This is a genomic window from Rhodovarius sp. (genome assembly GCF_040399605.1).
GTDB lineage: Bacteria > Pseudomonadota > Alphaproteobacteria > Acetobacterales > Acetobacteraceae > Rhodovarius > Rhodovarius crocodyli_A.
In genome coordinates this window covers 12,198-32,374 of the sequence record NZ_JBBARU010000015.1, presented here as the reverse complement: position 1 = coordinate 32,374, position 20,177 = coordinate 12,198, and the positions used below count along the sequence as shown (strand labels likewise).

Here is a 20,177-nt window from a genome sequence, read left to right as displayed (position 1 = left end):
CCCGCGGCTATACCCTTTTCCGTAGAGACGAGCATCATGGCCAAGTCCAACACCATTCAGATCAAGCTGATCTCCAGCGCCGAGACCGGCCATTTCTATGTGACGAAGAAGAACACCCGCACCGCCACCGGCAAGCTCGAACTGAAGAAGTACGACCCGGTGGTGCGCAAGCACGTCGTCTACAAAGAAGGCAAGATCAAGTAAGCCTGACAGGGCATCGGCCGGCGCAGGCCGGCTGAATATGCTGGGCCGCGCCCCAGGACGGCCTCTGCCGATGGCGTGCTGCTGAGGCGCCTGGGCGTGCTGAGATGGCTGGCCGTGGGTGGCTGATATGGGAGGCGGCTGGGTTCCAGGCGCCGTTAAAATCCACCGGCCTTTGGGTGCCGTTCATGGTCGCGCCTTGCGGCTTAGGCATGCTGAGCAAATTATACGGCATATCGCGTGGCGATTAATGCCAAGGATCATGACAACCAGAAGAATTGTGCTCGCGAAGGCGCTCGTGGCCCGCCGCAGGGCTTCCGCGCGACCATGTGCCGGCGCTAGGTCGTCTCCTTCACCCTGAAGCTGCGCCCCAGGGCAATCTCGGTTTCGCGGTGATGTTATCGACCATCGGGATGCGAGCCGCCACGCGCGCATCCCTCCCAACCGGCCGGCATTCCGCCGCCGGTCGCAGCAAGGATTACGGCATGTCGGCAAGCATCGGCGAGCACAGCGAGACCGCCAATAAATCGCTCTTCTTCAAGCGGTGGCTCGCCAATCCGCTGCAGATGGGCAGCATCATTCCCTCCTCGGCCACTTTCAGCCGGATGATCGCCGAGCGTGCGGTGCGCGGGCCGGATGAGGTGGTGGTGGAATTGGGTGCCGGCACCGGGGTGATCACCCGCGCCCTGCTGGCCGCCGGCGTGCCGGCCGAGAAACTCGTGGTGATCGAGATCGTGCCCGATATGGCCGCCCATCTGCGCCGCGCCCTGCCCGGTGTGCAGGTGATTTGCGGTGATGGCTTCGAACTGCCCAAGGTGCTGGAGCAGGCCAAGGCCGGCCGGGTGGGTGACGTGATCTGCGGCATTCCGCTGGTGATGCTGCCTTTCGAAGCGCAGCAGAAAATCGTCTCCGCCATGCTGGCGGCCAGCCCGGTGCGGGGCTTTCTGCATCTGAGCTACTGCATCACTTCACCGCTGCCCTCAGCCAAGCTGGGGCTGACGGGGCGCCGGCAGGCCTGGACGATCAAGAACTTCCCGCCCGGTGGCGTCTGGCGCTACGCGCCCATCAACCCCGCCAAAGCGGGCTGAGGGTTGGCCGGGGAGGGGCGCATCCCTCCCCGCAAAAGGACCGGTTATTCCGGCTCAATCCCCGCGGCGCGGATCGCCTGGGTCCATTTTACCGTCTCGCTGGCGGCGAAGGCGGTGGCCTGTTCGGGCGTGCCGGTGATGAGCGCCATGCCGAGATTTTCGCTGAGGCGTGATCGCAGCTCGGCATTTTGCGCCGCGGCGCGCACGGCGGCGTTCAGCCGGGCGATAATGGGTGCCGGCGTGCCGGCCGGGGCGGCCAGGATGAACCAGGCGAAGAGCTCATAATTCGGCAGATTGGCTGCCTCGGCCACCGTGGGCACATCGGGCAATTGTGCGCTGCGGCTGCGGGTGGTGACCGCCAGCACCCGGGCGCGGCCGGATTGGCTGGCCGGTAGGATCACCGCCTGATCGGCCACGAACATGTCCACCCGGCCGGCCAGCAGGTCCTGAATGGCGGCACCGGCGGCGCGATAGGGCACATGCAGCAGCCGCACCCCGGCCATGGAGGCCAGCATCTCGGAGGCGACGCGCTGGGAGGCGGAGGTGGAGGCATAGGTCACCGCCTCCGGCCGGGCGCGGGCGGCGGCCAGCAGGTCATTGAGGGTGCGATGGGGGCTGGCTTCGGGCACCGCCACCAGCAGCGGCACCGAGGCCAGCGTCGAGATCGGCGCAAAATCGCGCTCCATGTCGAAGGGAACCCGGCGGAACAGCGCATTGGCCGCGGCATTGGTGGAATTGGTGCCAAAGAGCAGGGTCATGCCATCGGCGGGCGCGCGGGCCACCGTCTCGGCACCGATCAGGCCAGAGGCGCCGGCACGGTTTTCGATCACCACCGGCTGGCCCAGCGTGTCGCGCATGCGCTCGGCAAAGAGGCGGGCGACGGTGTCGGTCGCGCTGCCGGGGGCGAAGGGGACAATGGCGCGAATGGGGCCGGTGGGCCATTCCTGCGCCAGGGCCAAGCCAGGGCTGGCCAATGTGGCCGCCAAAAATCCACGACGTTGCATATGCGCCTCCCGGTTGCAGCTTTGCTCGCGCATAGGACGCGCCGCGCGCCGGGGCAAGGCTTATCGGGCGGCGCGCTTCTTTCGTCGGGGTGCCGCCAGCGCGCCGTGCCGGGCCAGGATGGGGCCGAGGAAGCGGCCGGTATGGCTCTCCGGCGTGGCCGCCACATCCTCGGGCGTGCCCTGCGCCACGATGCGCCCGCCCCCCTCGCCACCCTCGGGGCCGAGGTCGAGCACCCAATCGGCGGTCTTGATGACCTCCAGATTATGCTCGATCACCAGCACGGTATTGCCGGTCTCCACCAGCGCGTGCAGCACCTCGAGCAGCTTGCGCACATCCTCGAAATGCAGGCCGGTGGTAGGCTCGTCGAGGATATAGAGGGTGCGGCCGGTGGCGCGGCGGGAGAGTTCCTTGGACAGTTTGATCCGTTGTGCCTCACCGCCCGAGAGGGTGGTGGCCTGCTGGCCGAGATGGATATAGCCCAGGCCCACTTCCTCCAGCGTTTTCAGCTTGTCATGGATGGCCGGCACGGCGGCGAAGAATTCGCGCCCCTCGGTCACCGTCATGTCCAGCACATCGGCGATGGACTTGCCGCGGAATTTTACCTCAAGCGTCTCACGATTGTAGCGCTTGCCTTTGCAGGTGTCGCAGGTGACGTAGACGTCGGGCAGGAAGTGCATCTCAATTTTGATGAGACCATCGCCCTGGCAGGCCTCGCAGCGGCCGCCCTTGACGTTGAAGCTGAAACGGCCGGGTTTGTAGCCACGGGCCCGGGCATCGGGCAGTTCGGCGAACCAGTCGCGGATCGGGGCGAAAAGCCCGGTATAGGTGGCGGGGTTGGAGCGCGGCGTACGGCCGATGGGCGATTGGTCGATGTCGATGATCTTGTCGAGATATTCCAGACCCTCGAGTTTTTCGTAAGGGGAGGGCACGGTGCCGGCCCCCATCAGGCGGCGGGCGACGGCATTGTACAGCGTCTCGATGATCAGGGTGGATTTGCCGCCGCCGGAGACGCCGGCGACGCAGCAGAAGGTGCCCAGCGGGATTTCGGCGGTGACGTTCTTCAGGTTGTTGCCGGTGGCACCGATCAGCCGCAGCATTTTCTTCTTGTCGAAGGGCCGGCGGGCGGCAGGCATGGGCACGCTGCGCCGGCCGGAGAGATAGGCGCCGGTGACGCTGTCGGGATGCGCCTCGACCTCGGCTGGGGTGCCCTGGGCGATGATGCGCCCGCCCCCGGCGCCGGCGGCGGGGCCGATATCGATCAGATGATCGGCCTGGCGGATCGCATCCTCATCATGCTCGACGACGAGGACGGTGTTGCCGATATCGCGCAGGCGCCTGAGCGTGCCCAGCAGGCGCTCATTGTCGCGCTGATGCAGGCCGATGGAGGGCTCGTCGAGCACATAGAGCACGCCGGTGAGGCCAGAGCCGATTTGCGAGGCCAGGCGGATGCGCTGCGATTCGCCGCCCGAGAGCGTGGCCGAAGCGCGGCCGAGCGAGAGGTAGTTCAGCCCGACATCGACGAGGAATTGCAGCCGCTCCTCAATCTCCTTGAGGATGCGACGGGCGATATCGGCGCGCTGCGGTGTCAGCGTGTCATTGACGGTGGCAAACCATTGCCGTGCATCGCTGATCGAGAGTTCGCAGACCTCGCCGACATGGCGCGCCGCGACCCTCACGGAGAGTGATTCCGGCTTGAGGCGGTAACCCTGGCAGATCTTGCAGGCTTTTTTCGCCTGATAGCGGGAGAGATCCTCGCGCACCCAGGGGTTGTCGGTCTCGCGGAAGCGCCGCTCCAGGTTCGGGATCACGCCCTCGAAGGGTTTTTCAACCTCATAGGCGCGCAGGCCATCCTTATAGCGCAGCGTCACCGCCTCCTTGCCCGTGCCATGCAGAATGGCGGTGCGGAAGGCTTCGGGCAGTTCGCCCCAGGCGGTGTCCATGCGCAGGCGAAAATGCTTGGCCAGGCTGTCCAGCGTCTGGTCGTAATAGGGTGAATTGGCGTTGACCCAGGCGGCGACGGCGCCGTCGCGCAGCGCCTTATTGTCATCGGGCACCACCAGGGCGGGGTCGAAAAACGTCTCGGTGCCCAGGCCGTCACAGGATGGGCAGGCGCCCTGGGGCGAGTTGAAGGAGAAGAGCCGCGGCTCGATTTCCTCGATGGTGAAGCCGCTCACCGGGCAGGCGAATTTCTGCGAGAAGACGGTACGGGCACCGGTTTCGGCATCCTCGACATAGGCAATGCCTTCGGCCAGGGCGAGCGCGGTCTCGAAGCTATCGGCCAGGCGCTGCGCCATGCCGTCGCGCACCACCACGCGGTCCACCACCACTTCGATATCGTGCTTGAGTTTCTTGTCGAGTTTTGGGGCATCGGCGATCTGGTAGAGCGTGCCATTCACCTTCACGCGCTCAAAACCCCGGCGCTGGAAATCCTGCAGCTCCTTGCGGTATTCGCCCTTCTTGTCGCGCACCACGGGGGCGAGCAGCAGAAGGCGCGTGCCCTCGGGCATGGCCGCCACCCGGTCCACCATCTGCGCCACGCTTTGCGCCTCGATGGGCAGGCCGGTGGCGGGCGAATAGGGCACGCCCACCCGCGCCCAGAGCAGGCGCATGTAATCGTAGATTTCCGTCACCGTGCCGACGGTGGAGCGCGGGTTGTGGCTGGTGGTCTTCTGCTCGATGGAAATGGCGGGGGAGAGGCCCTCGATGCTGTCCACATCGGGCTTTTGCATCAGTTGCAGGAATTGCCGCGCATAGGCGCTGAGCGATTCGACGTAACGGCGCTGGCCCTCGGCATAGATCGTATCGAAGGCGAGCGAGGATTTGCCCGAGCCGGACAGGCCGGTGATGACCGTCAGGCTGTCCTTGGGGATATCGACGTCGAGATTCTTCAGATTGTGTTCGCGCGCGCCGCGAATGCGGATGAATTTGCCATCCGGCTTCCCCTCGGGCCTGTCTCGCGGCATCGATTACTTCCAGAATGTTCGCGTTGCGTTCGCTTTAGGATATGGCAGAGCCACCGCCCAGAAGCTAGACTGGGATTCAGAATTGCAAGGAGTGACGTCATGGCAGGCAGTGTGAACAAGGTGATCCTGATCGGTCGCCTCGGTCGGGACCCCGAGGTCCGGAACTTCCAGAATGGCGGGAAGGTGGTCAATCTGCGCCTCGCCACCGGCGAGCGCTACAAGGACCGCGAAGGCAATATGCAGGAGCGCACCGAGTGGCACTCGGTTGCCATCTTCAATGAAAAATTGGGCGAAATCGCCGAGCGCTATTTGAAGAAGGGCAGCCAGGTCTATCTCGAAGGCCAGTTGGAAACCCGCAAATGGCAGGACCAGAGCGGCGCCGAGAAATACTCGACCGAGGTGGTGCTGCGCAATTTCCGTGGTGAATTGACCCTGCTGGATAGCCGCGGTGCCGGCGGCGGCGGTGCCTCGGATGATGATATGGGCGGCGGCGGCTATGGCGGTGGTGGTGGTGGTGCGCCGCCGGCCCGCTCGGGTGGCTATGGTGGCGGCGCGGCCAAGCCGGCCCCGGCGCGCGGTGGCTGGGACAATAACAAGAAGAGCGATCTGGACGACGATATTCCGTTCTAACAGGTCGCTGAAAAGCTCTGAGGGCGGAGATAAAGAGCGAAAGGGCTTTGCCCCTCGATCCTATTGTTTCTCGCCGTTCGTTTTCAGCAGCCTGGTGTCCCGCATCTGAACTGCGTTGCGACGTGCAGCGCTGACCCGCAATTCTCCGCAAAGACCCACCCCCCGCAACTTTCTAATAGGCCAAGGGTTTGATGGGTGTGGCGCAAGGCCACGATTTTGAGGAGAAATCAGAAGATGCGGCCTATCACTCTCAGCTTGGCATTGCTGGCATTGCCCGCCGTGGCGATCGCCCAGATCACGCCGCCTGCCATTGTGACCCCGCCCACCGCAACGGTGGCGCCGACGCTGCAGCCAGGCACGCCGCCTTCGGCAGCCACCGAAGCGGCGTTGCGCGGCGGCCTGCGCATGAGCAAGATTATCGGCTCCAATGTCCACAACGAAGCGGATGAGGATGTTGGCAAGGTGGACGAGATTATCCTTCCCACCGGCGGAGCACCAACCGCGATCTTGGCTGTCGGTGGCTTCCTGGGAATAGGGAGCCACTATGTTGCGGTCCCGCTCAGCCGCCTGCGCATGGGCCCGCGTGATCGCTGGGTGATGCAGGGGGCGACGAAGGAATACCTGCGCACGTTACCGCCCTTTACCTACGCAGCCGCAGCCCAGCGCTGAGGCCAACCAATAGCTTGCCCTGGAACCTCTTGGGGCTTGGCTTCCAAGCCGGCAGCGTCCCATGGGCGTCCCAGCGCATAACAAGTTGAAGTTAAACCCGACATATCCTGGACGACGTCGTCGTGCTTGCCGCAATGCAGGCGACTTCGCCCAGGCCAAGAGCCTGCCATGTCACACGGACAGGTAGGCTTGCCGCGCGGCCGTATCCGCCATCAGCGCCGCCATGCTGCCGGTCCAGCGTATCTGGCCGCGCTCGATGATGCTGGCGCGGTCGCTCACCGCCTGGGCGAGAAAGAGATTCTGTTCGGACAGCAGCACGCTCAGCCCCTCAGCCTTCAGAACGCGAATGGCCGCTGCCATGCGTTCGACGATCACCGGCGCTAAGCCCTCACTGGGTTCATCGAGCATGATCAGCTGCGGATTGCCCATCAGGCTGCGGCCGATGGTGAGCATTTGCTGTTCGCCCCCGCTCATCCGCCCGCCGGGGCGGCGGCGCATGGCGGCGAGGCTGGGGAAGAGTTCGTAAACCCGCTCCACACTCCAAGGGCGCAGGCCCGGGCGGGGCTTTTGCCGGCCGGTCTCCAGGTTTTCCTCCACCGTGAGTTCGGCGAAAATCCGCCGCTCCTCAGGCACATAGCCCAACCCGGCGCGGGCGATCTCGAAGGGTTCTCGGCCGGTGATATCCTGGCCGAGAAACTCCACCCGCCCGGCGCTGGGCGGCACCAGGCCCATAATGGCCTTCATGGTGGTGGATTTGCCGGCTCCATTGCGGCCGAGCAGCACATGCACCTGCCCCGCATGCACCGTAAGCGTCACGCCATGCAGGATATGCGCGCGGCCATAATGCGCGTGCAGGGCTTCGACATGCAGCATCAATGCCGCCCCTCATGGCCGAGATAGACCTCGCGCACGGCGGGGTTGGCGCGCACATCCTCGGGGCTACCCTCGGCCAGCATGCGGCCGCGGTCCAGCACCAGCAGCCTATCGGCATGGGTGAAGACCACATCCATGTCATGCTCGGTGAAGAGCACGGCAATGCCGCTCTCACGCGCGATGCGGGCGGTGAGCGCCATCAGCGCCACACGCTCGGCGGGTGCCATGCCGGCGGTGGGCTCGTCCATCAGCAGCAGGCGGGGGTTATTGGCGAGGGCGATGGCCAGTTCCACCCGCTTGAGGTCGCCATAGGCCAGCACGCCGCAGGGGCGCGCGGCCTGCTCCGCCATGCCCAGGCGCTCCAGCAGGGCCAGGGCCGGGGTCGGGTCCTCGGCGCTGAGCGGCGCCCAGAGACGCATCAGCCGCCGCTGATGGGAGAGCAGCGCCATTTGCACATTTTCCAGCACCGAGAGACTGGCGAAGGTTGCGGTGATCTGAAAGGTGCGGCCCACACCCAGGCGCCAGATGGCGCGCGGGGCGAGGCCGGTGATGTCCTGCCCAGCCAGCGTCACCCGCCCGGCATCGGGGCGGATCTGGCCATTGAGCATATTGAAGCAGGTGGATTTGCCGGCGCCATTGGGGCCGATCAGGGCCAAAAGCTCGCCCGCCGCCACGGCCAAGCTGACGCCCTGCACCGCCTTCACACCGCCGAAGGATTTATGCAGCCCCTCCACACGCAGCAGGCTCATGCGCGCGGCCCCATCCCAGCGAGGCCGCGGGGGAAGAACAGCACAAGGCCGATGATGATGGCGCCCAGCGCCGCGCGCCAGAATTGCGTCACGCGCAGCAATTGCTCATGCAGCCCGGTATAGGCCAGCGCGCCGATCAGAGGGCCCATCACCGTCTGCACCCCGCCCAGCAGCACCATCAGCAGCGCATCCACGCTGCGCGGAATGGCCATGGCGGTGGGGAAGACGCTGCCCTTGCCGAAGGCGAACACCGCCCCCGCCAGCCCGGCAAAACCCGCGGCGATGGCAAAGGCAAGCCAGCGCACCCGGAAGGCATCAATGCCAATCGCCTCGGCCCGCAGCGGGCTGTCACGCTGCGCGCGCATGGCGTAGCCGAGCGGGGCGAAAATGGCGCGGCGCAACAGCAGCGCCCCACCCAGGCACAGCGCCAACGACAGATAGGCATAGGCCAGCTTTGGCACAGCCCAGGCGCTGGGCCAGACGCCCAGAATGCCGTTATCGCCACCCGTCACCTCCACCCATTGAAACGCGGTGGACCAGGCGATCTGGGCAAAGGCCAGGGTAAGCATGGCGGCATATACCCCCGAAAGCCGCACGCAGAACCAGCCAAACACCAGCCCCAGCAGCCCTGCGGCAAAGGGCGCGGCCAAGAGCCCCAACTCCATCGGCGCGGCAAAATGCTTCACCAGCAGGGCGGCGGCATAGGCGCCGGCACCAAAATAGGCGGCGTGGCCAAAGCTCGCCATGCCGCCCGGCCCCATGATGAAATGCAGGCTGGCGGCAAACAGCACGGCAATGGCCAATTCGCTCAGCACCACCAGGGCGTAATCGCCCAGAAAGGGCGGCAGGGCGATGGCCAACAGCAGGGCCGCCAGCGCCACCGCGCGGCCTTTTGGCGAGAGTGCCCGCAAGGGCGGCTCGGGCGGCAGCACAATGGCTGCGGCATTCGCGCGCCCCAGCAAGCCATAGGGCCGCAGCACCAGCACCACCGCCATCACCAGGAACACCAGCACCAGGGTGATGCGCGGAAACAGCACAATGCCAAAGGCCTGCATCTGGCCGATGAGCAAGGCCGCCAGCGCCGCCCCCGGCAGTGAGCCCAGGCCGCCCACCACCACGACGACAAAGGCCTCGGAAATAATGGCCATGTCCATGTGCAGATTGACGCTCTCGCGCGGCAGTTGCAGCGCCCCGGCCAATCCCGCCAGCGCCGAACCCAGGAAGAAAACCCCGGTGAACAATCGCCGCTGATTGACCCCCAGCGCGCCCAGCATCTCGCGGTCCGCCGTGGCGGCGCGCACCAGCACACCAAAGCGGCTGCGCTGGAACAATAGCCACAACAGCAGCAGGATGGCCCCGCCAATGGCTATCAACACAAGGTCGTAGAGCGGGAAGCGCTCGCCCATCACATCCACCGCGCCGCGCAGGCCGGGTGCCCTGGGCCCCAGCAGATCCTGCGCCCCCCAGACCGCCAGGGCCACATCCTGCACCACCAGCACCACGCCGAAAGTGGCCAGCAACTGGAACAATTCGGGCGCCTTGTAGATGCGCCGCAGCACCAGCACCTCCACCACCACACCAATCAACCCCACCGCCAGTGCCGCCGCCAGGACACCGCCCCAGAAAGGGAAATGCCCGCGCGGCAACCAGGTGACCAGGCTGTAGGCGATATAGGCGCCCAGCATATAGAGGCTGCCATGGGCGAAATTGACGATGCGGGTGACGCCGAAAATGACCGTCAGCCCGGCGGCGACCAGGAAGAGCGAGGCGGCGCTGGCGAGGCCGGATAGGCTTTGGACGAGAATTTGGGTCATTTAGGTTTGCCCGGGGCAGGGCTTTGCCCTCCCCCGATACCCCCGGGTTCCAAGGGCCTCTCGGCCCTTGGTGGGGAGGGGCAAAGCCCCTCTCCGGGCAACCAGCCCCACCCCCTACCCCTGCGGCCTGAGCGTGCGCACCACCTCATCCGACGGCAGATAGGCCCTGCCATCCGCATAACGCCAATCCACCATCACCCCGCGGTTCCCCCGCAATGCCGTGCGCCCAATATAGGCGCCCAGGGTGGATTGATGGTCGATGGCGCGAAACTCCACCTCGTTTTCGCCAAAGGCGGTGGGGAATTTCAACCCGCGCATGGTCTGCACCATCGCGTCGGTCCCGGTGGAGCCGGCGGCTTTGAGCATGGTGGCGATGGCGGTCACCGTATCATAGGCCACGACCGAGCCCAGCTTCGGCGCCTCGCGGAAGCGGGCGGTATAGGCGGCGCGGAAGCGGCTGTGATGGGGGTTGTTGATATCGGCGGCGGGATAGCCGGAGACGATCCAATTCTCCGGCGCCTCATCGCCCAATGGGTCAAGATATTCCGGCTCGCCGGTCAGCATGGAGACCACGCGGCGGCGTTCGAATAACCCGCGGGTTGAGCCTTGGCGGACGAAATTCGTCAGGTCCGCGCCGAAGGTGACGTTGAAGATGGCTTCGGGGTTGGCGCCGGCCAGGGCCTGGACGGTGGCGCCGGCATCGATGCGGCCGAGTGCGGGGAATTGTTCGGCGACGAAACTGGTGCCGGGCACGGCCCGGGTGAGCAGTTCCTTGAACCAGCGCACGGCGGATTGGCCGTATTCATAATTTGGCGCGACGGTGGCCCAGCGGCGGGCCGGCAGTTTCGCCGCCTCCTCCACCAGCATCGCGCATTGCATGTAGGTGCTGGGGCGCAGGCGGAAGGTGAAGGGGTTGCCCCGGGCCCAGACCAGCGCATCGGTCAGCGGTTCGGAGGCGACGAAGAGCCTGCGATTCTGATTGGCGAAATCGCCAAGCGCGAGGCCCACATTGGAGAGGAAGCCGCCGGCCAGAAGATGGACGCGCTCATTGCTGATGAGTTCGCCGGCATGGCGCACCGCATCCTCGGGGCGGCCGGCATCGTCGCGAAAGATGGTCTCCAGCCTGCGGCCATGGATGCCGCCGGCGGCGTTGACCTCATCGAGCGCCAGCGCCCATGCATTGCGGTAGGGGGCGAGGAAGGCCGGCTGGGAGGTATAGCTGTTGATCTCGCCGATGCGAATCGCCTCCGCCTGGGCATGGGCGATGGCGGGCGCAGCGAGGCCGAATGCATGGATGGCGGCGCGACGGGTTACGGACATAGCGGTACACCTCTGAACTGAGGCATAAGCAACGCTATTCGAGGCTTTACCGCAACCGCCCATCAGGCGATTGGCGCGTCCATCGCGCAGCATTCAACCATTCAGGCCCTGACGGGCGCGGGTGCAGCCATGGCGGGCTATTCGAAGGGAAAAGGTGTGGGCTGCCAGTATTTTTGCAGCTTGTAGTGGTCGATGGTTGCTGCCTCCATGCCGCGCAGATGGGCGACGATGCGGGCGCGGTCCTCGGTGGCGAGGGTTTCGGCCAGGGCGCGGCAGACCACCAGATGTGAGGGCATTGGCCGGCCTCGGGGATTGGGTGCTGCCGCGAAGTGTGCCTCCATCCGAACGACGTATTTCAGCAGGATCGAGGCGGCGCGGGCGAAATCGCCGGCTATCATTGCGCACCAGCCTTCGGTCGGTTCTCGCGGCGGCCAGAGCCTTTCTATCCATCTTGGATCACCCACCCAATCGAGAATTTCCTCCCAGCTTTGGTGCGCATCGATGAAGGGCCGGGCCTTGGCGTTGAAACTCTCGATGAGATGGGGTGCGAATTCCGGTGCGAACATGTCGTAAAGGAACCGACTGGGCATGGTAGCGAGGAAAGGGTTTTGTGGCTTAGGGCTGCCGATCACGCGCTCAATATAGAGGAATATATTATAGCCTAGCGGGATTGGTCCTCCAGCCCGAGAAAGTGGCAAAATCGACAGAGAAAATTTTGGCGCCGCCGGATATGATTGTCCATCAATAAATATACCTATAATTGAATTGCGAATTGGTGGTTTGAAAAGCCAGCGACGATGAAGTACCAAATCAGGATTTTACGCCATAATTGGCGCGAATATTGATTTCAACTGCCGCATGGTGGCCATGATGTCAGGACCTCAATTCTATGGCGATGACACGAGGGTTAGGTAACGAATGCTCGCGGGCAAAACGCATTCCCTCGTTGAATATCCTCGTCGCCTGCTCGGCGCCCAGACCGGCTGCGCCTGTCTTCACGTCATAAACACAGATCTGGCTGGTGCCCGGCACGTGGTGAAGAATATCCAGGACGGAGGAGCCAGCAGCACCAGGCCGAGCCTCTTCGCCATTGAGGAGAGGATACTCCGCGAAGACGCGAACATCTGGATTTAAACCTTGTCTATCCAATTGCCTTTCCACTTCCTGATGCACCCTCACGCCCCATTGCTGCGGAGACATTGAACCGCGTTCCACGGTATTGGCAGCATTGGTTACAATATCCTGAAATTCAGCCGTCCGCGGACAAAATTCTTCGACGCGGTCATTGGGCAATACGCCCGCAACCGCCCGTTCCACCTCGCGGTCTCCCTCCAGGCCGCGATACTGCAGGAGGAAGGGGGTGCCGCCGCTGCTGCCTTGACCAAGCCCGCCACCACGCAGCGCCTCAAGCAGCCTGTTGTAGAGGCCGAGCGCGAGAGCATTTTCAAGCCTTGCGGCTTCGCAAGGCGACTCGGAAAATGCGGAAATACAAAAGCTAGAGCCGTTTCACCGTCTTCGCTTTCGGTGAAACGGCTCTAGCGGCGGCACCACGCGGGCAGCCCAGGGCAGGGCCTGCGCCTGGACGGGGATGAGCTGGCCATCCTCGGTCGCATCAAGGTGCTGAACAAATTCCTCGCCATCGGGCAGGATGATGGTACAGATCTGGCTGCCATCCAGATGCGCCTCGCATTGACCCAGCACCGCACCGGCTTCGTCGCGCACGGTATAACGACGCTGAATTCCCTCGCCGGGGCTTTCCTCGACGGAGACCATGGCGCTGCCCATCGGCGCGGCAGAGGGCTGAGGCCCAGTGTCATGCCCGTAGCGGTTGGAGCGGGTATGGGCGGAGACATGTTCCGCATGGCCGTCACGGGTGCGGGAATAGGCGCGCACATGAACAATGCCGACCGAGGCGCCGCCGCCCTCGCGCGGGTAGAGCCGCTGCCAGCGCTTGGAGCATCATCTGTTCAAACGGAATCGTTTGGGCGGATAAAGATGCTCAAAAAACAAAAGGCTGGAGCCTGTGCCGTGAGCCGTGGCGAACGGAACAGGCTCCAGCGACCCAGCCGTTGAACGCCGCGCGCTCGGGATGGCCCGCCTGCCAATATCGCGGGTCGCGCATGGCCTGGCGGAGATCGGCTTCGGTGATGGGCAGGCGGTCAGGCATAATTTGCTCCTATGTCTGGAGCATATGATCAGATTATTAGCCTATAATAACGCTCAAAATCCTAATTTCACCATCTCAGCCCAGCCGGGCCAGCACCTGATCCACAAACACCATCGCCTGGCCCAGATAATTTTCCGGTGCACAAAGCGCATGCACCTCGCCCGGCGGCATCCGTGCGCTGATCTGCGGGTCGGCCAACAGGGCCTCGGCCAGGGGGATGCCCTGGGCCAGCGCCACATCGCAGGCATGGTTGACGATGTGGTGCGCCTCGCCCCGCCCGAGCACCGGGGCGAGGCCCATCATCACCTGCTCGGCCGCGATCAGCCCGCCGGTGGAGGCGAGGTTGCGGGCCATGCGGGCGGGGTCCACCACCAGCCCCTCGGCGATGCTGCGGGCGCAAAGCAGCGCGCCATGGGTCAGGTTGAAGGCCTGGCCAATCGCCAGGGCCTCGGCCTGCCACGGGCCGGTGCCGCGTTCCAAATCCTGTGCCATGGCGGCCAGCATTTGCGGCACCAGGGCATGCACCCCGCGGGACTGGGCCAGGATGTATTCGCAGGAAATCGGGTTGCGCTTCTGCGGCATGGTGGAGCTGCCACCGCGGCCGGCCTGATGCGCCTCGGCCACCTCGGCCACCTCGGTTTGCATCAGCAGTATCACGTCGGTTGCAATCTTCGACAGCGCGCCGGCGAGCAGGCCGAGAAAGCCCACCGCCTCGGCAAAGCCATCGCGGGCGACATGCCAGGGGATATCCGGCAGCGCCAGGCCCAGCTCCTGGGCCAATTCGCGCTGCACCTGCAGCCCCTGCGTGCCCAGGCTGGCCAGGGTGCCGGCGGCACCGCCGAATTGCAGCCGCTCCACGCGCGGGCGCAACTGGTCCAGCCGCTCCACCATGCTGATCAGCGGGCTGAGCCAGACCGCCACCTTATAGCCGAAGGTGACCGGCAAAGCGTGCTGCAAATGGGTGCGCCCGGCCATCACGGTGGTCTTGTGGTGCCGCGCCATGCGGCCGAGTGCGGCGTTGAGCAGCAAAAGGTCCGCGCGGATCAGCGCCAGCCCCTGGCGCATTTGCAGCACGGTCGCGGTGTCCATGATGTCCTGGGTGGTGGCGCCCCAATGGGTCCATTTGCCGCCTTCCGCGCCGGCCAGGGCGGAGAGCTGCTTGACCAGCCCCACCACGGGATAGCCGGTATTGGCGGTGGCGCGGGCCAGTTCCCCAAGGTTCAGCCGGTCCACATCGGCGCCGGCGGCGATGGCGGCGGCGGCCTCGGCCGGCACAATGCCCAGGCGGGATTGGGCCTGGGCCAGCGCCACCTCCACCTCCAGCATGGCTGCCAGCCAGGCGCGCTCGCCCATCGCCGCGCGCATCGCATCGGTGCCGTAGAGCGCGCCCAGAACGGGGCTATCGGCGGGGTTCACGGCCATGGTTCAGATATCCAGAAAAACGGTTTCGTCGGCGCCTTGCAGGCGAATATCCAGCGTCCAGACCCCAGGCGCGGTTTCGCGCGCCAGCATGGTGGGGCGGCGGGCCTCGGGTACCAGGGCCAGGATGGGGTCGGCCTCGTTCAGCGGTTCGGCCGCAAAATAGGCCCGGGTGGTGACATGGTTCATCAGCCCGCGGGCGAAGACGGCCAGGGTGATATGCGGCGCCTGCAGGCTATTGCCCGGCCCCGGCACCGGGCCGGGCTTGAGGGTGGTGAAGCGAAACCGGCCCTGATCATCGCTGGCGCAGCGGCCAAAACCGTGGAATCCGGCCTCACAGGCGCCATCCGGCCCGGCCTGCCAGATCTCCACCATGGCATCGCCGCAGGGGGTGCCATCGCCATCGGTGATCTGGCCGGTGAGGGTGATGGTGGTGCCGGCCATAGCGGCATTCTCACCGCGCCGCAGATCGGCCCATTCCGGATGGTCGATGATATGCCAATAGGGCCCGGCGGTTTGAGAGGCGGTGGTGGTCACTTGTGGTCCTCCATCGGCGTCGCATTGCGGCCGCGCAGAACGATGTCGAAGCGATAGCCCAGGGCCCAGTTTTCCACCGCATAGTCCAGGTCGAATTTCGCGATCAAACGCTCCCGCGCCGCCGCATCGGGCGTGGCCATGAAGACGGGGTCGAGCGGCAGCAGCGGGTCACCCGGGAAATACATCTGGGTGATCATACGCTGCGCAAAGCCCTGGCCATGCAGGCCGAAATGAATATGCACCGGCCGCCAGGCCTTGGCGTGGTTGCCCCAAGGGTAGGCGCCGGGCTTGATCGTGGTGATCTGCCAGCGGCCCTCTTCATCGGAAAACACCCTCGCACTGCCGGCGAAATGCGGGTCGAGCGGCGCGTCATGCTGGTCGCGCATATGGTGGTAGCGGCCGGCGGCATTGGCCTGCCAGATTTCCAGCATTGCGCCCCGCACAGGGCGGCCATCCTCATCGAGCACCCGGCCGCCGACGATGATGCGCTCGCCCATCGCGGCCTGGCCCTCATGCACCGACATATCGGCGTAGGCCGGGTAGGCGCTGGGGGTAAAACGCGGCGCCGAGGTCTCGCTCAGCGTATGCGGAATGGCAATGGGCGGGTGCAGCGCGTGGCGCTTGCGGGTGCTGCCATAGGCGGGGGAATTCATCGGCGGCCAGCTGCCCGGCGCGGGGCGGGGGAATTCAGTCACTGAAGAATTTCCTTCACCAGTTTCAAGGCGTGATTGGCTTTTGGCACGCCGGCATAGCTCGCAACATGCAGCAGCGCCTCGGAAATTTCCTCCGGTGTCACGCCGGTATTGGCGGTGGCGCGGATATGCAGCTTGAATTCCTCATCGAGGCCGAGTGCCGCCAGCATGCTGAGCGTGATCAGGCTGCGGCTATGGCGGGAGAGCCCCGGCCGGGTCCAGACCCGGCCCCAGACGCCCTCCAGAATGAAATCACGGAAGGGCGCATCCATGGCGGTGAGATTGGCCTCGGAACGGTCAACATGGGCGTGGCCCAGCACGGCGCGGCGCACCGCCATGCCGGCCTCCGCCCCCACCGCATACAGCCCGGCCAGATGCCCCAGCACGGTGGCCGTCACCGCCTCCGCCGCCTCGAAATTCGGGATATGGCTGGCATGGGGGATGATCACGAGTTTCGCGCCGGCAATAGCCTCGGCGATCTCACGGCTTTTCGCCACCGGCGAGGAGGGGTCGGCCTCGCCCACCACCACCGTGGTCGGGCAGGTAATTGGCCCAGGCATGGTCGCATCGCGCAAGGCCGCCGAGCAGCCGAGATAGCCCATGGGGTCGGTGCGCAGCAGCATGCGCAGCAGGGCGCGGGAGGATGGCAGGGAGGGGTCAATCACCCAATTGGCCATCACCGCATCCTGCACCGCGGCCATGCCGCCGGATTTGACGCCCTCCATGCGGGTGATCCAGCGCTCCGGCGGGCCGGAGATGAAGGATGTGTCGCAGGGGATGATGGAGAGCACGCGCTCGGGATAGGAGGCGGCCAATTCCAGGCTCAGCCGCCCGCCGATGGACACGCCGGCGACATGCGCCCGCGCCACGCCGAGGGCATCGAGCACCGCCACCGCATCGGCGGCGAGCATGGCCATGGAATAATCGCCCTCTGTGGCCCCGCTCAGCCCATGGCCGCGCAAATCCATCCGAATCACCCGGTATTGCCGGGCGAGGGCGGGCAGTTGCGGCGCCCAAATCTCCATGGTGGTGCCGAGCGAATGCAGCAGCAGCAGGGCGGGGGCGCCAGGCGGGCCTTCCTCGCGCACATGGAAGACGGTGCCGTCGATATCGACAAAATTCATGTCAGAATTCTCACCAGCCAAAGGGATAGCCCGGGAAAGGCCACGCACAGCACGAGACGCAGGATATCCATCGCCAGATAGGGCATGACGCCGCGATAAATCGCCGCGATAGGCACTTGTTTGGCGATGGAGGAGATCACGAAGACATTGAGCCCAATGGGCGGCGCCGTCAGCCCAATGCCCACCACCACCAGCACCAGCATGCCGAACCATATGCCCACCTCCTCGGTCGGCATGCCGAAATCGAGGCCGGTGACGACGGGGAAGAAGACCGGCAGGGTGAGCAACATCATCGCCAACTCATCCATCACCGCGCCCAGCACGATATAGGTCAGCAGCAGCACCGCCAGCACGCCATAGGGCGGGAAGGATTGCTCGGTCACCCAGAGCGCCAGCAAATCCGGCGCCTGGGAGAGTGCCAGAAAGGCGTTGAAGATTTCCGCGCCGAGCAGAATCGCGAAAATCATCGCCGTGGTCTCGGCGGTGGAGAGCAGCGCGGCCTTGAGTTCCCGCCACGGCAGATCGCCGCGCATCCAGCCCACCACCAGCACGGCGACACAACCCACCGCGGCACTCTCGGTGGGGGTGAAAATACCGGCATAAATCCCGCCCACCACGACGAAGGCAATGAGCAGCACGGGAATGACCTCGCGGAAGGCGCGGGCGCGCTCGGCGGCGCTCATCGGGTCGCAGGGCGGCGCGAGTTGTGGCCGCTTTCGCACCAGCAGCCACACCGCCAGCATGTAAAGCGCCGTCGCCAGCAGGCCGGGGATCAGCGAGGCGATGAACAGCTTGGCAATATTCTGCTCGGTGGTGATGGCGTAAATCACCAGGATGACGCTGGGCGGAATGAGAATGCCAAGCGTGCCGCCAATGGCGATGGTGGCGGTGGCCAGCCCAGGATCGGTGCGATAGCGCAGCAGTTCCGGCAGCGCCGCCCGGCCGAATGTGGCGGTGGTGGCGACCGAACTGCCCGAGATGGCGGAGAAGGCCGAAGATGCGCCGATCACCGACATCAGCATGCCACCCGGCCGGCGGCCGACCAGCGCATTGCAGGCGGCGAAAAGCTCCCGCGCCAACCCGCCGCGCTCGGCCAGCGCGCCCATCAGGATGAAAAGGGGGATGACCGAAAGCGTGTAATTGGCAAAGAGGTGGTAAGGCGTGGATTTGAGGTAATTCAGCAGCGCCGTCCAATCGAGGATATGGACGTAGCCCAGCGCGCCCACCAGCAGCATGGCCAGCGCGATGGGCGCGCGCAGCACAATCAGCAGCAGCAGGATGGCAAAGCCCCAGCCGGCGATGATGAATTCGGGTGCCATCTAACAGCCGGTCCGTCGCGCAGCGAAAAAGCTGTTGATCATGTCCATCATCAACGCCCCCGGAGCAGGCGCGGCACCCAGGCCAGCGCGATCAGCGCCGTCAACCCGAAACACGCGGCCCCCACCGCAATGGCCCAGCCAAAGGGCAGCGCCAGCAGGCCGATGGTGCGGCTGCCATTGGCCATCGCCTCCGCCCCGCCCAGTGCCATGCGCCAGGCGATCACCCCCATCACCGCGGCCCAGACCAACTGCCAGAAGCCATCCACCACCTCGTTCCAGCGCCGGGGCAGCCAGGTGGAGAAACTATCCACCATGATGTTGCCGCGCTTGAGCGTGGTGAAACCCAGCGCCGCCAGCACGCCCAGGCCCGAGCCAATGGAAATCAGCTCAAAATCGCCGCGAATGGGCTGGCTTGTCAGCCAGCGCAGGCCGCCCGAGACCACGGTGAGGAAGGAGATCGCCAGCAGCACCAACCCGCCGGCGAGCGCCATGAACACCGCCGCACCGGCGAGAACCCCGCCGGGCGGCGCTATCTCGCCCTCCTGGCTCAAGCCACGCCCTGGCCGAATTGCGCCACCAGCGCGCGCGCCTCTTCCAATAGCGCGCCACCATTGATGTTGCGCTCACGCATCGCCGCCACCCAATTGGTGATCACCGGCTCGGTGGTGCGGCGGAAGCGGGCGGTTTCCTCGGGCGAGAGCGAGATGATCTGATTGCCGCGGCGGCGCACCATCTCCTCCACCTTCGGGCCTTCCTCATCCCAGGGGCGGGCGGCCATGCGGGCGGCGGCCATGCCGGAATTGGCATCGAGAATGGCGCGCAGATCGGGTGCCATCGCCTCATACTTCGCCTTGTTCATCGCCAGGATGAAGGTGGCGATGTAGAAGGTGGGCGAGCCCTCGAATTCGGTGTGGAAGCGCAGCGCCTCATGCAGGCGGATGGAGGGCACCACCTCCCACGGCACCACGGCGCCATCGATCACGCCCTGGGCCAGGGCTTCGGGCACTTGCGGCACGGGCAGTCCGATGGGGGCGGCGCCGAGTGCGCGCAGCGCCTCGCCGGCCTGGCGGGTGGGGAAGCGCAGCTTGAGCCCCGCCATATCCTCCTGCCGCCGCACCTCGCGCTTGGCATGGATGACGCCGGCATCATGGCCCCAGGCGGTGATGAGGTGGGTTTCGCTGAACTCCGCCCGCATCCGCCGCTCATAGAGCGTCTGCACCGCCTGCACATTCACGCTGGCCCGCTTATGGGCGACGAAGGGCAGTTCGAAGGCCTCGATGCTGGGGAAGCGGCCGGGGGTATAGCCGGGCAAGGTCCAGACGATATCGACCACGCCATCGCGCGCCTGATCATAAAGCTGCGGCGGCGCGCCACCCAATTGCATGGAGGGGAAGATCTGCACCCGCAGGCGGTTGTTGGAATCAGCCGCCAGCTTGGCCGCCCAGGGCTGCAGGAAGAAGCGATGCACATTGGAAATGGCGGGCAGGAAATGGTGCAGTCGCAGGGTCAATTCCTGCGCGCGGGCGGCTTGCGGGCGCAGCAGGGCGGGTGCTGCGAGGCCCGCGGCCAGGATGGTGCGGCGGTTTGTCATTGTTCTTGGTCTCTCC

Annotated in this window: 21 protein-coding genes; 4 read left to right on the top strand and 17 right to left on the bottom strand. The window is 65.4% G+C overall.

All coding sequences use genetic code 11. The features are described 5' to 3' along the window. Nucleotides 1–36: 36 nt before the first annotated feature. Nucleotides 37–204 (top strand): 50S ribosomal protein L33, encoded by a 168-nt coding sequence (gene rpmG / locus ABWP84_RS06725; RefSeq protein WP_353211240.1) that lies wholly within the window; start codon nt 37–39, stop codon nt 202–204. A 482-nt stretch (nt 205–686) separates the two neighbouring features. Further along, a complete protein-coding gene (locus ABWP84_RS06720; RefSeq protein WP_353211239.1) occupies nt 687–1,289 on the top strand; it encodes a methyltransferase domain-containing protein in 603 nt (200 codons plus the stop codon). Nucleotides 1,290–1,333: 44 nt separating this feature from the next. Here the strand turns inward: ABWP84_RS06720 and ABWP84_RS06715 are convergent, their stop codons facing one another. Then, on the bottom strand, nt 1,334–2,293 hold the full coding sequence (locus ABWP84_RS06715; protein WP_353211238.1) for a tripartite tricarboxylate transporter substrate-binding protein: 960 nt from the start codon (nt 2,291–2,293) through the stop codon (nt 1,334–1,336). A 60-nt stretch (nt 2,294–2,353) separates the two neighbouring features. Next, nucleotides 2,354–5,257 carry an excinuclease ABC subunit UvrA gene (gene uvrA / locus ABWP84_RS06710; RefSeq protein WP_353211237.1) on the bottom strand — a complete coding sequence of 968 codons (2,904 nt, stop codon included), beginning with the start codon at nt 5,255–5,257 and terminating at the stop codon, nt 2,354–2,356. A 99-nt stretch (nt 5,258–5,356) separates the two neighbouring features. Between uvrA and ssb the strand changes: the two genes are divergently transcribed. Together ssb and ABWP84_RS06700 are read left to right on the top strand one after the other, a co-directional pair. Beyond that, the gene (ssb, locus tag ABWP84_RS06705) at nt 5,357–5,887 is read left to right on the top strand and encodes a single-stranded DNA-binding protein (RefSeq protein ID WP_353211236.1); all 531 of its coding nucleotides are present in this window, start codon (nt 5,357–5,359) and stop codon (nt 5,885–5,887) included. 195 nt (nt 5,888–6,082) lie between these two features. Next, nucleotides 6,083–6,556 (top strand): PRC-barrel domain-containing protein, encoded by a 474-nt coding sequence (locus ABWP84_RS06700; RefSeq protein ID WP_353211235.1) that lies wholly within the window; start codon nt 6,083–6,085, stop codon nt 6,554–6,556. A 171-nt stretch (nt 6,557–6,727) separates the two neighbouring features. On the opposite strand, the gene ABWP84_RS06695 is transcribed toward ABWP84_RS06700, so the two are convergent. The 15 genes from ABWP84_RS06695 to ABWP84_RS06625 all read right to left on the bottom strand — a co-directional run bounded on the left by ABWP84_RS06695 (nt 6,728) and on the right by ABWP84_RS06625 (nt 20,161). Next, nucleotides 6,728–7,429, bottom strand: a complete 702-nt coding sequence (locus tag ABWP84_RS06695; RefSeq protein WP_353211234.1) for an ABC transporter ATP-binding protein — start codon at nt 7,427–7,429, stop codon at nt 6,728–6,730. Further along, a complete protein-coding gene (locus ABWP84_RS06690; RefSeq protein WP_353211233.1) occupies nt 7,429–8,178 on the bottom strand; it encodes an ABC transporter ATP-binding protein in 750 nt (249 codons plus the stop codon). Before ABWP84_RS06690 ends, ABWP84_RS06695 begins: the two co-directional genes overlap by 1 nt. Next, the gene (locus ABWP84_RS06685) at nt 8,175–9,992 is read right to left on the bottom strand and encodes an ABC transporter permease (RefSeq protein ID WP_353211232.1); all 1,818 of its coding nucleotides are present in this window, start codon (nt 9,990–9,992) and stop codon (nt 8,175–8,177) included. The genes ABWP84_RS06690 and ABWP84_RS06685 overlap by 4 nt, the downstream gene beginning before the upstream one ends. Before the next feature lie 114 nt (nt 9,993–10,106). Next, nucleotides 10,107–11,312 carry an ABC transporter substrate-binding protein gene (locus tag ABWP84_RS06680; protein WP_353211231.1) on the bottom strand — a complete coding sequence of 402 codons (1,206 nt, stop codon included), beginning with the start codon at nt 11,310–11,312 and terminating at the stop codon, nt 10,107–10,109. 137 nt (nt 11,313–11,449) lie between these two features. Next, complete coding sequence (locus ABWP84_RS06675; protein WP_353211230.1) at nt 11,450–11,902, bottom strand: hypothetical protein; 453 nt, start codon at nt 11,900–11,902, stop codon at nt 11,450–11,452. A gap of 283 nt (nt 11,903–12,185) precedes the next feature. Next, the gene (locus ABWP84_RS06670; RefSeq protein WP_353211229.1) at nt 12,186–12,629 is read right to left on the bottom strand and encodes a hypothetical protein; all 444 of its coding nucleotides are present in this window, start codon (nt 12,627–12,629) and stop codon (nt 12,186–12,188) included. Between the two features lie 189 nt (nt 12,630–12,818). Beyond that, a complete protein-coding gene (locus ABWP84_RS06665) occupies nt 12,819–13,205 on the bottom strand; it encodes a hypothetical protein (RefSeq protein ID WP_353211228.1) in 387 nt (128 codons plus the stop codon). A gap of 106 nt (nt 13,206–13,311) precedes the next feature. After that, on the bottom strand, nt 13,312–13,479 hold the full coding sequence (locus tag ABWP84_RS06660) for a hypothetical protein (protein WP_353211227.1): 168 nt from the start codon (nt 13,477–13,479) through the stop codon (nt 13,312–13,314). A 75-nt stretch (nt 13,480–13,554) separates the two neighbouring features. Further along, nucleotides 13,555–14,901, bottom strand: a complete 1,347-nt coding sequence (locus ABWP84_RS06655; protein ID WP_353211226.1) for an adenylosuccinate lyase family protein — start codon at nt 14,899–14,901, stop codon at nt 13,555–13,557. Between the two features lie 3 nt (nt 14,902–14,904). After that, entirely contained in the window at nt 14,905–15,435 is a 531-nt protein-coding gene (pcaG, locus tag ABWP84_RS06650; protein ID WP_353211225.1) for a protocatechuate 3,4-dioxygenase subunit alpha, read from the bottom strand. Beyond that, complete coding sequence (gene pcaH, locus ABWP84_RS06645; protein WP_353211224.1) at nt 15,432–16,130, bottom strand: protocatechuate 3,4-dioxygenase subunit beta; 699 nt, start codon at nt 16,128–16,130, stop codon at nt 15,432–15,434. Before pcaH ends, pcaG begins: the two co-directional genes overlap by 4 nt. After that, a complete protein-coding gene (gene pcaC / locus ABWP84_RS06640; RefSeq protein ID WP_353211223.1) occupies nt 16,127–17,251 on the bottom strand; it encodes a 4-carboxymuconolactone decarboxylase in 1,125 nt (374 codons plus the stop codon). Before pcaC ends, pcaH begins: the two co-directional genes overlap by 4 nt. Continuing rightward, complete coding sequence (locus ABWP84_RS06635) at nt 17,248–18,570, bottom strand: TRAP transporter large permease (RefSeq protein WP_353211222.1); 1,323 nt, start codon at nt 18,568–18,570, stop codon at nt 17,248–17,250. The genes pcaC and ABWP84_RS06635 overlap by 4 nt, the downstream gene beginning before the upstream one ends. 50 nt (nt 18,571–18,620) lie before the next feature. Next, nucleotides 18,621–19,121: a TRAP transporter small permease subunit gene (locus ABWP84_RS06630; RefSeq protein WP_353211221.1), complete on the bottom strand. Its 501-nt coding sequence runs from the start codon at nt 19,119–19,121 to the stop codon at nt 18,621–18,623. Next, nucleotides 19,118–20,161: a TRAP transporter substrate-binding protein gene (locus tag ABWP84_RS06625; RefSeq protein ID WP_353211220.1), complete on the bottom strand. Its 1,044-nt coding sequence runs from the start codon at nt 20,159–20,161 to the stop codon at nt 19,118–19,120. The genes ABWP84_RS06630 and ABWP84_RS06625 overlap by 4 nt, the downstream gene beginning before the upstream one ends. Between the last annotated feature and the right edge of the window lie 16 nt (nt 20,162–20,177).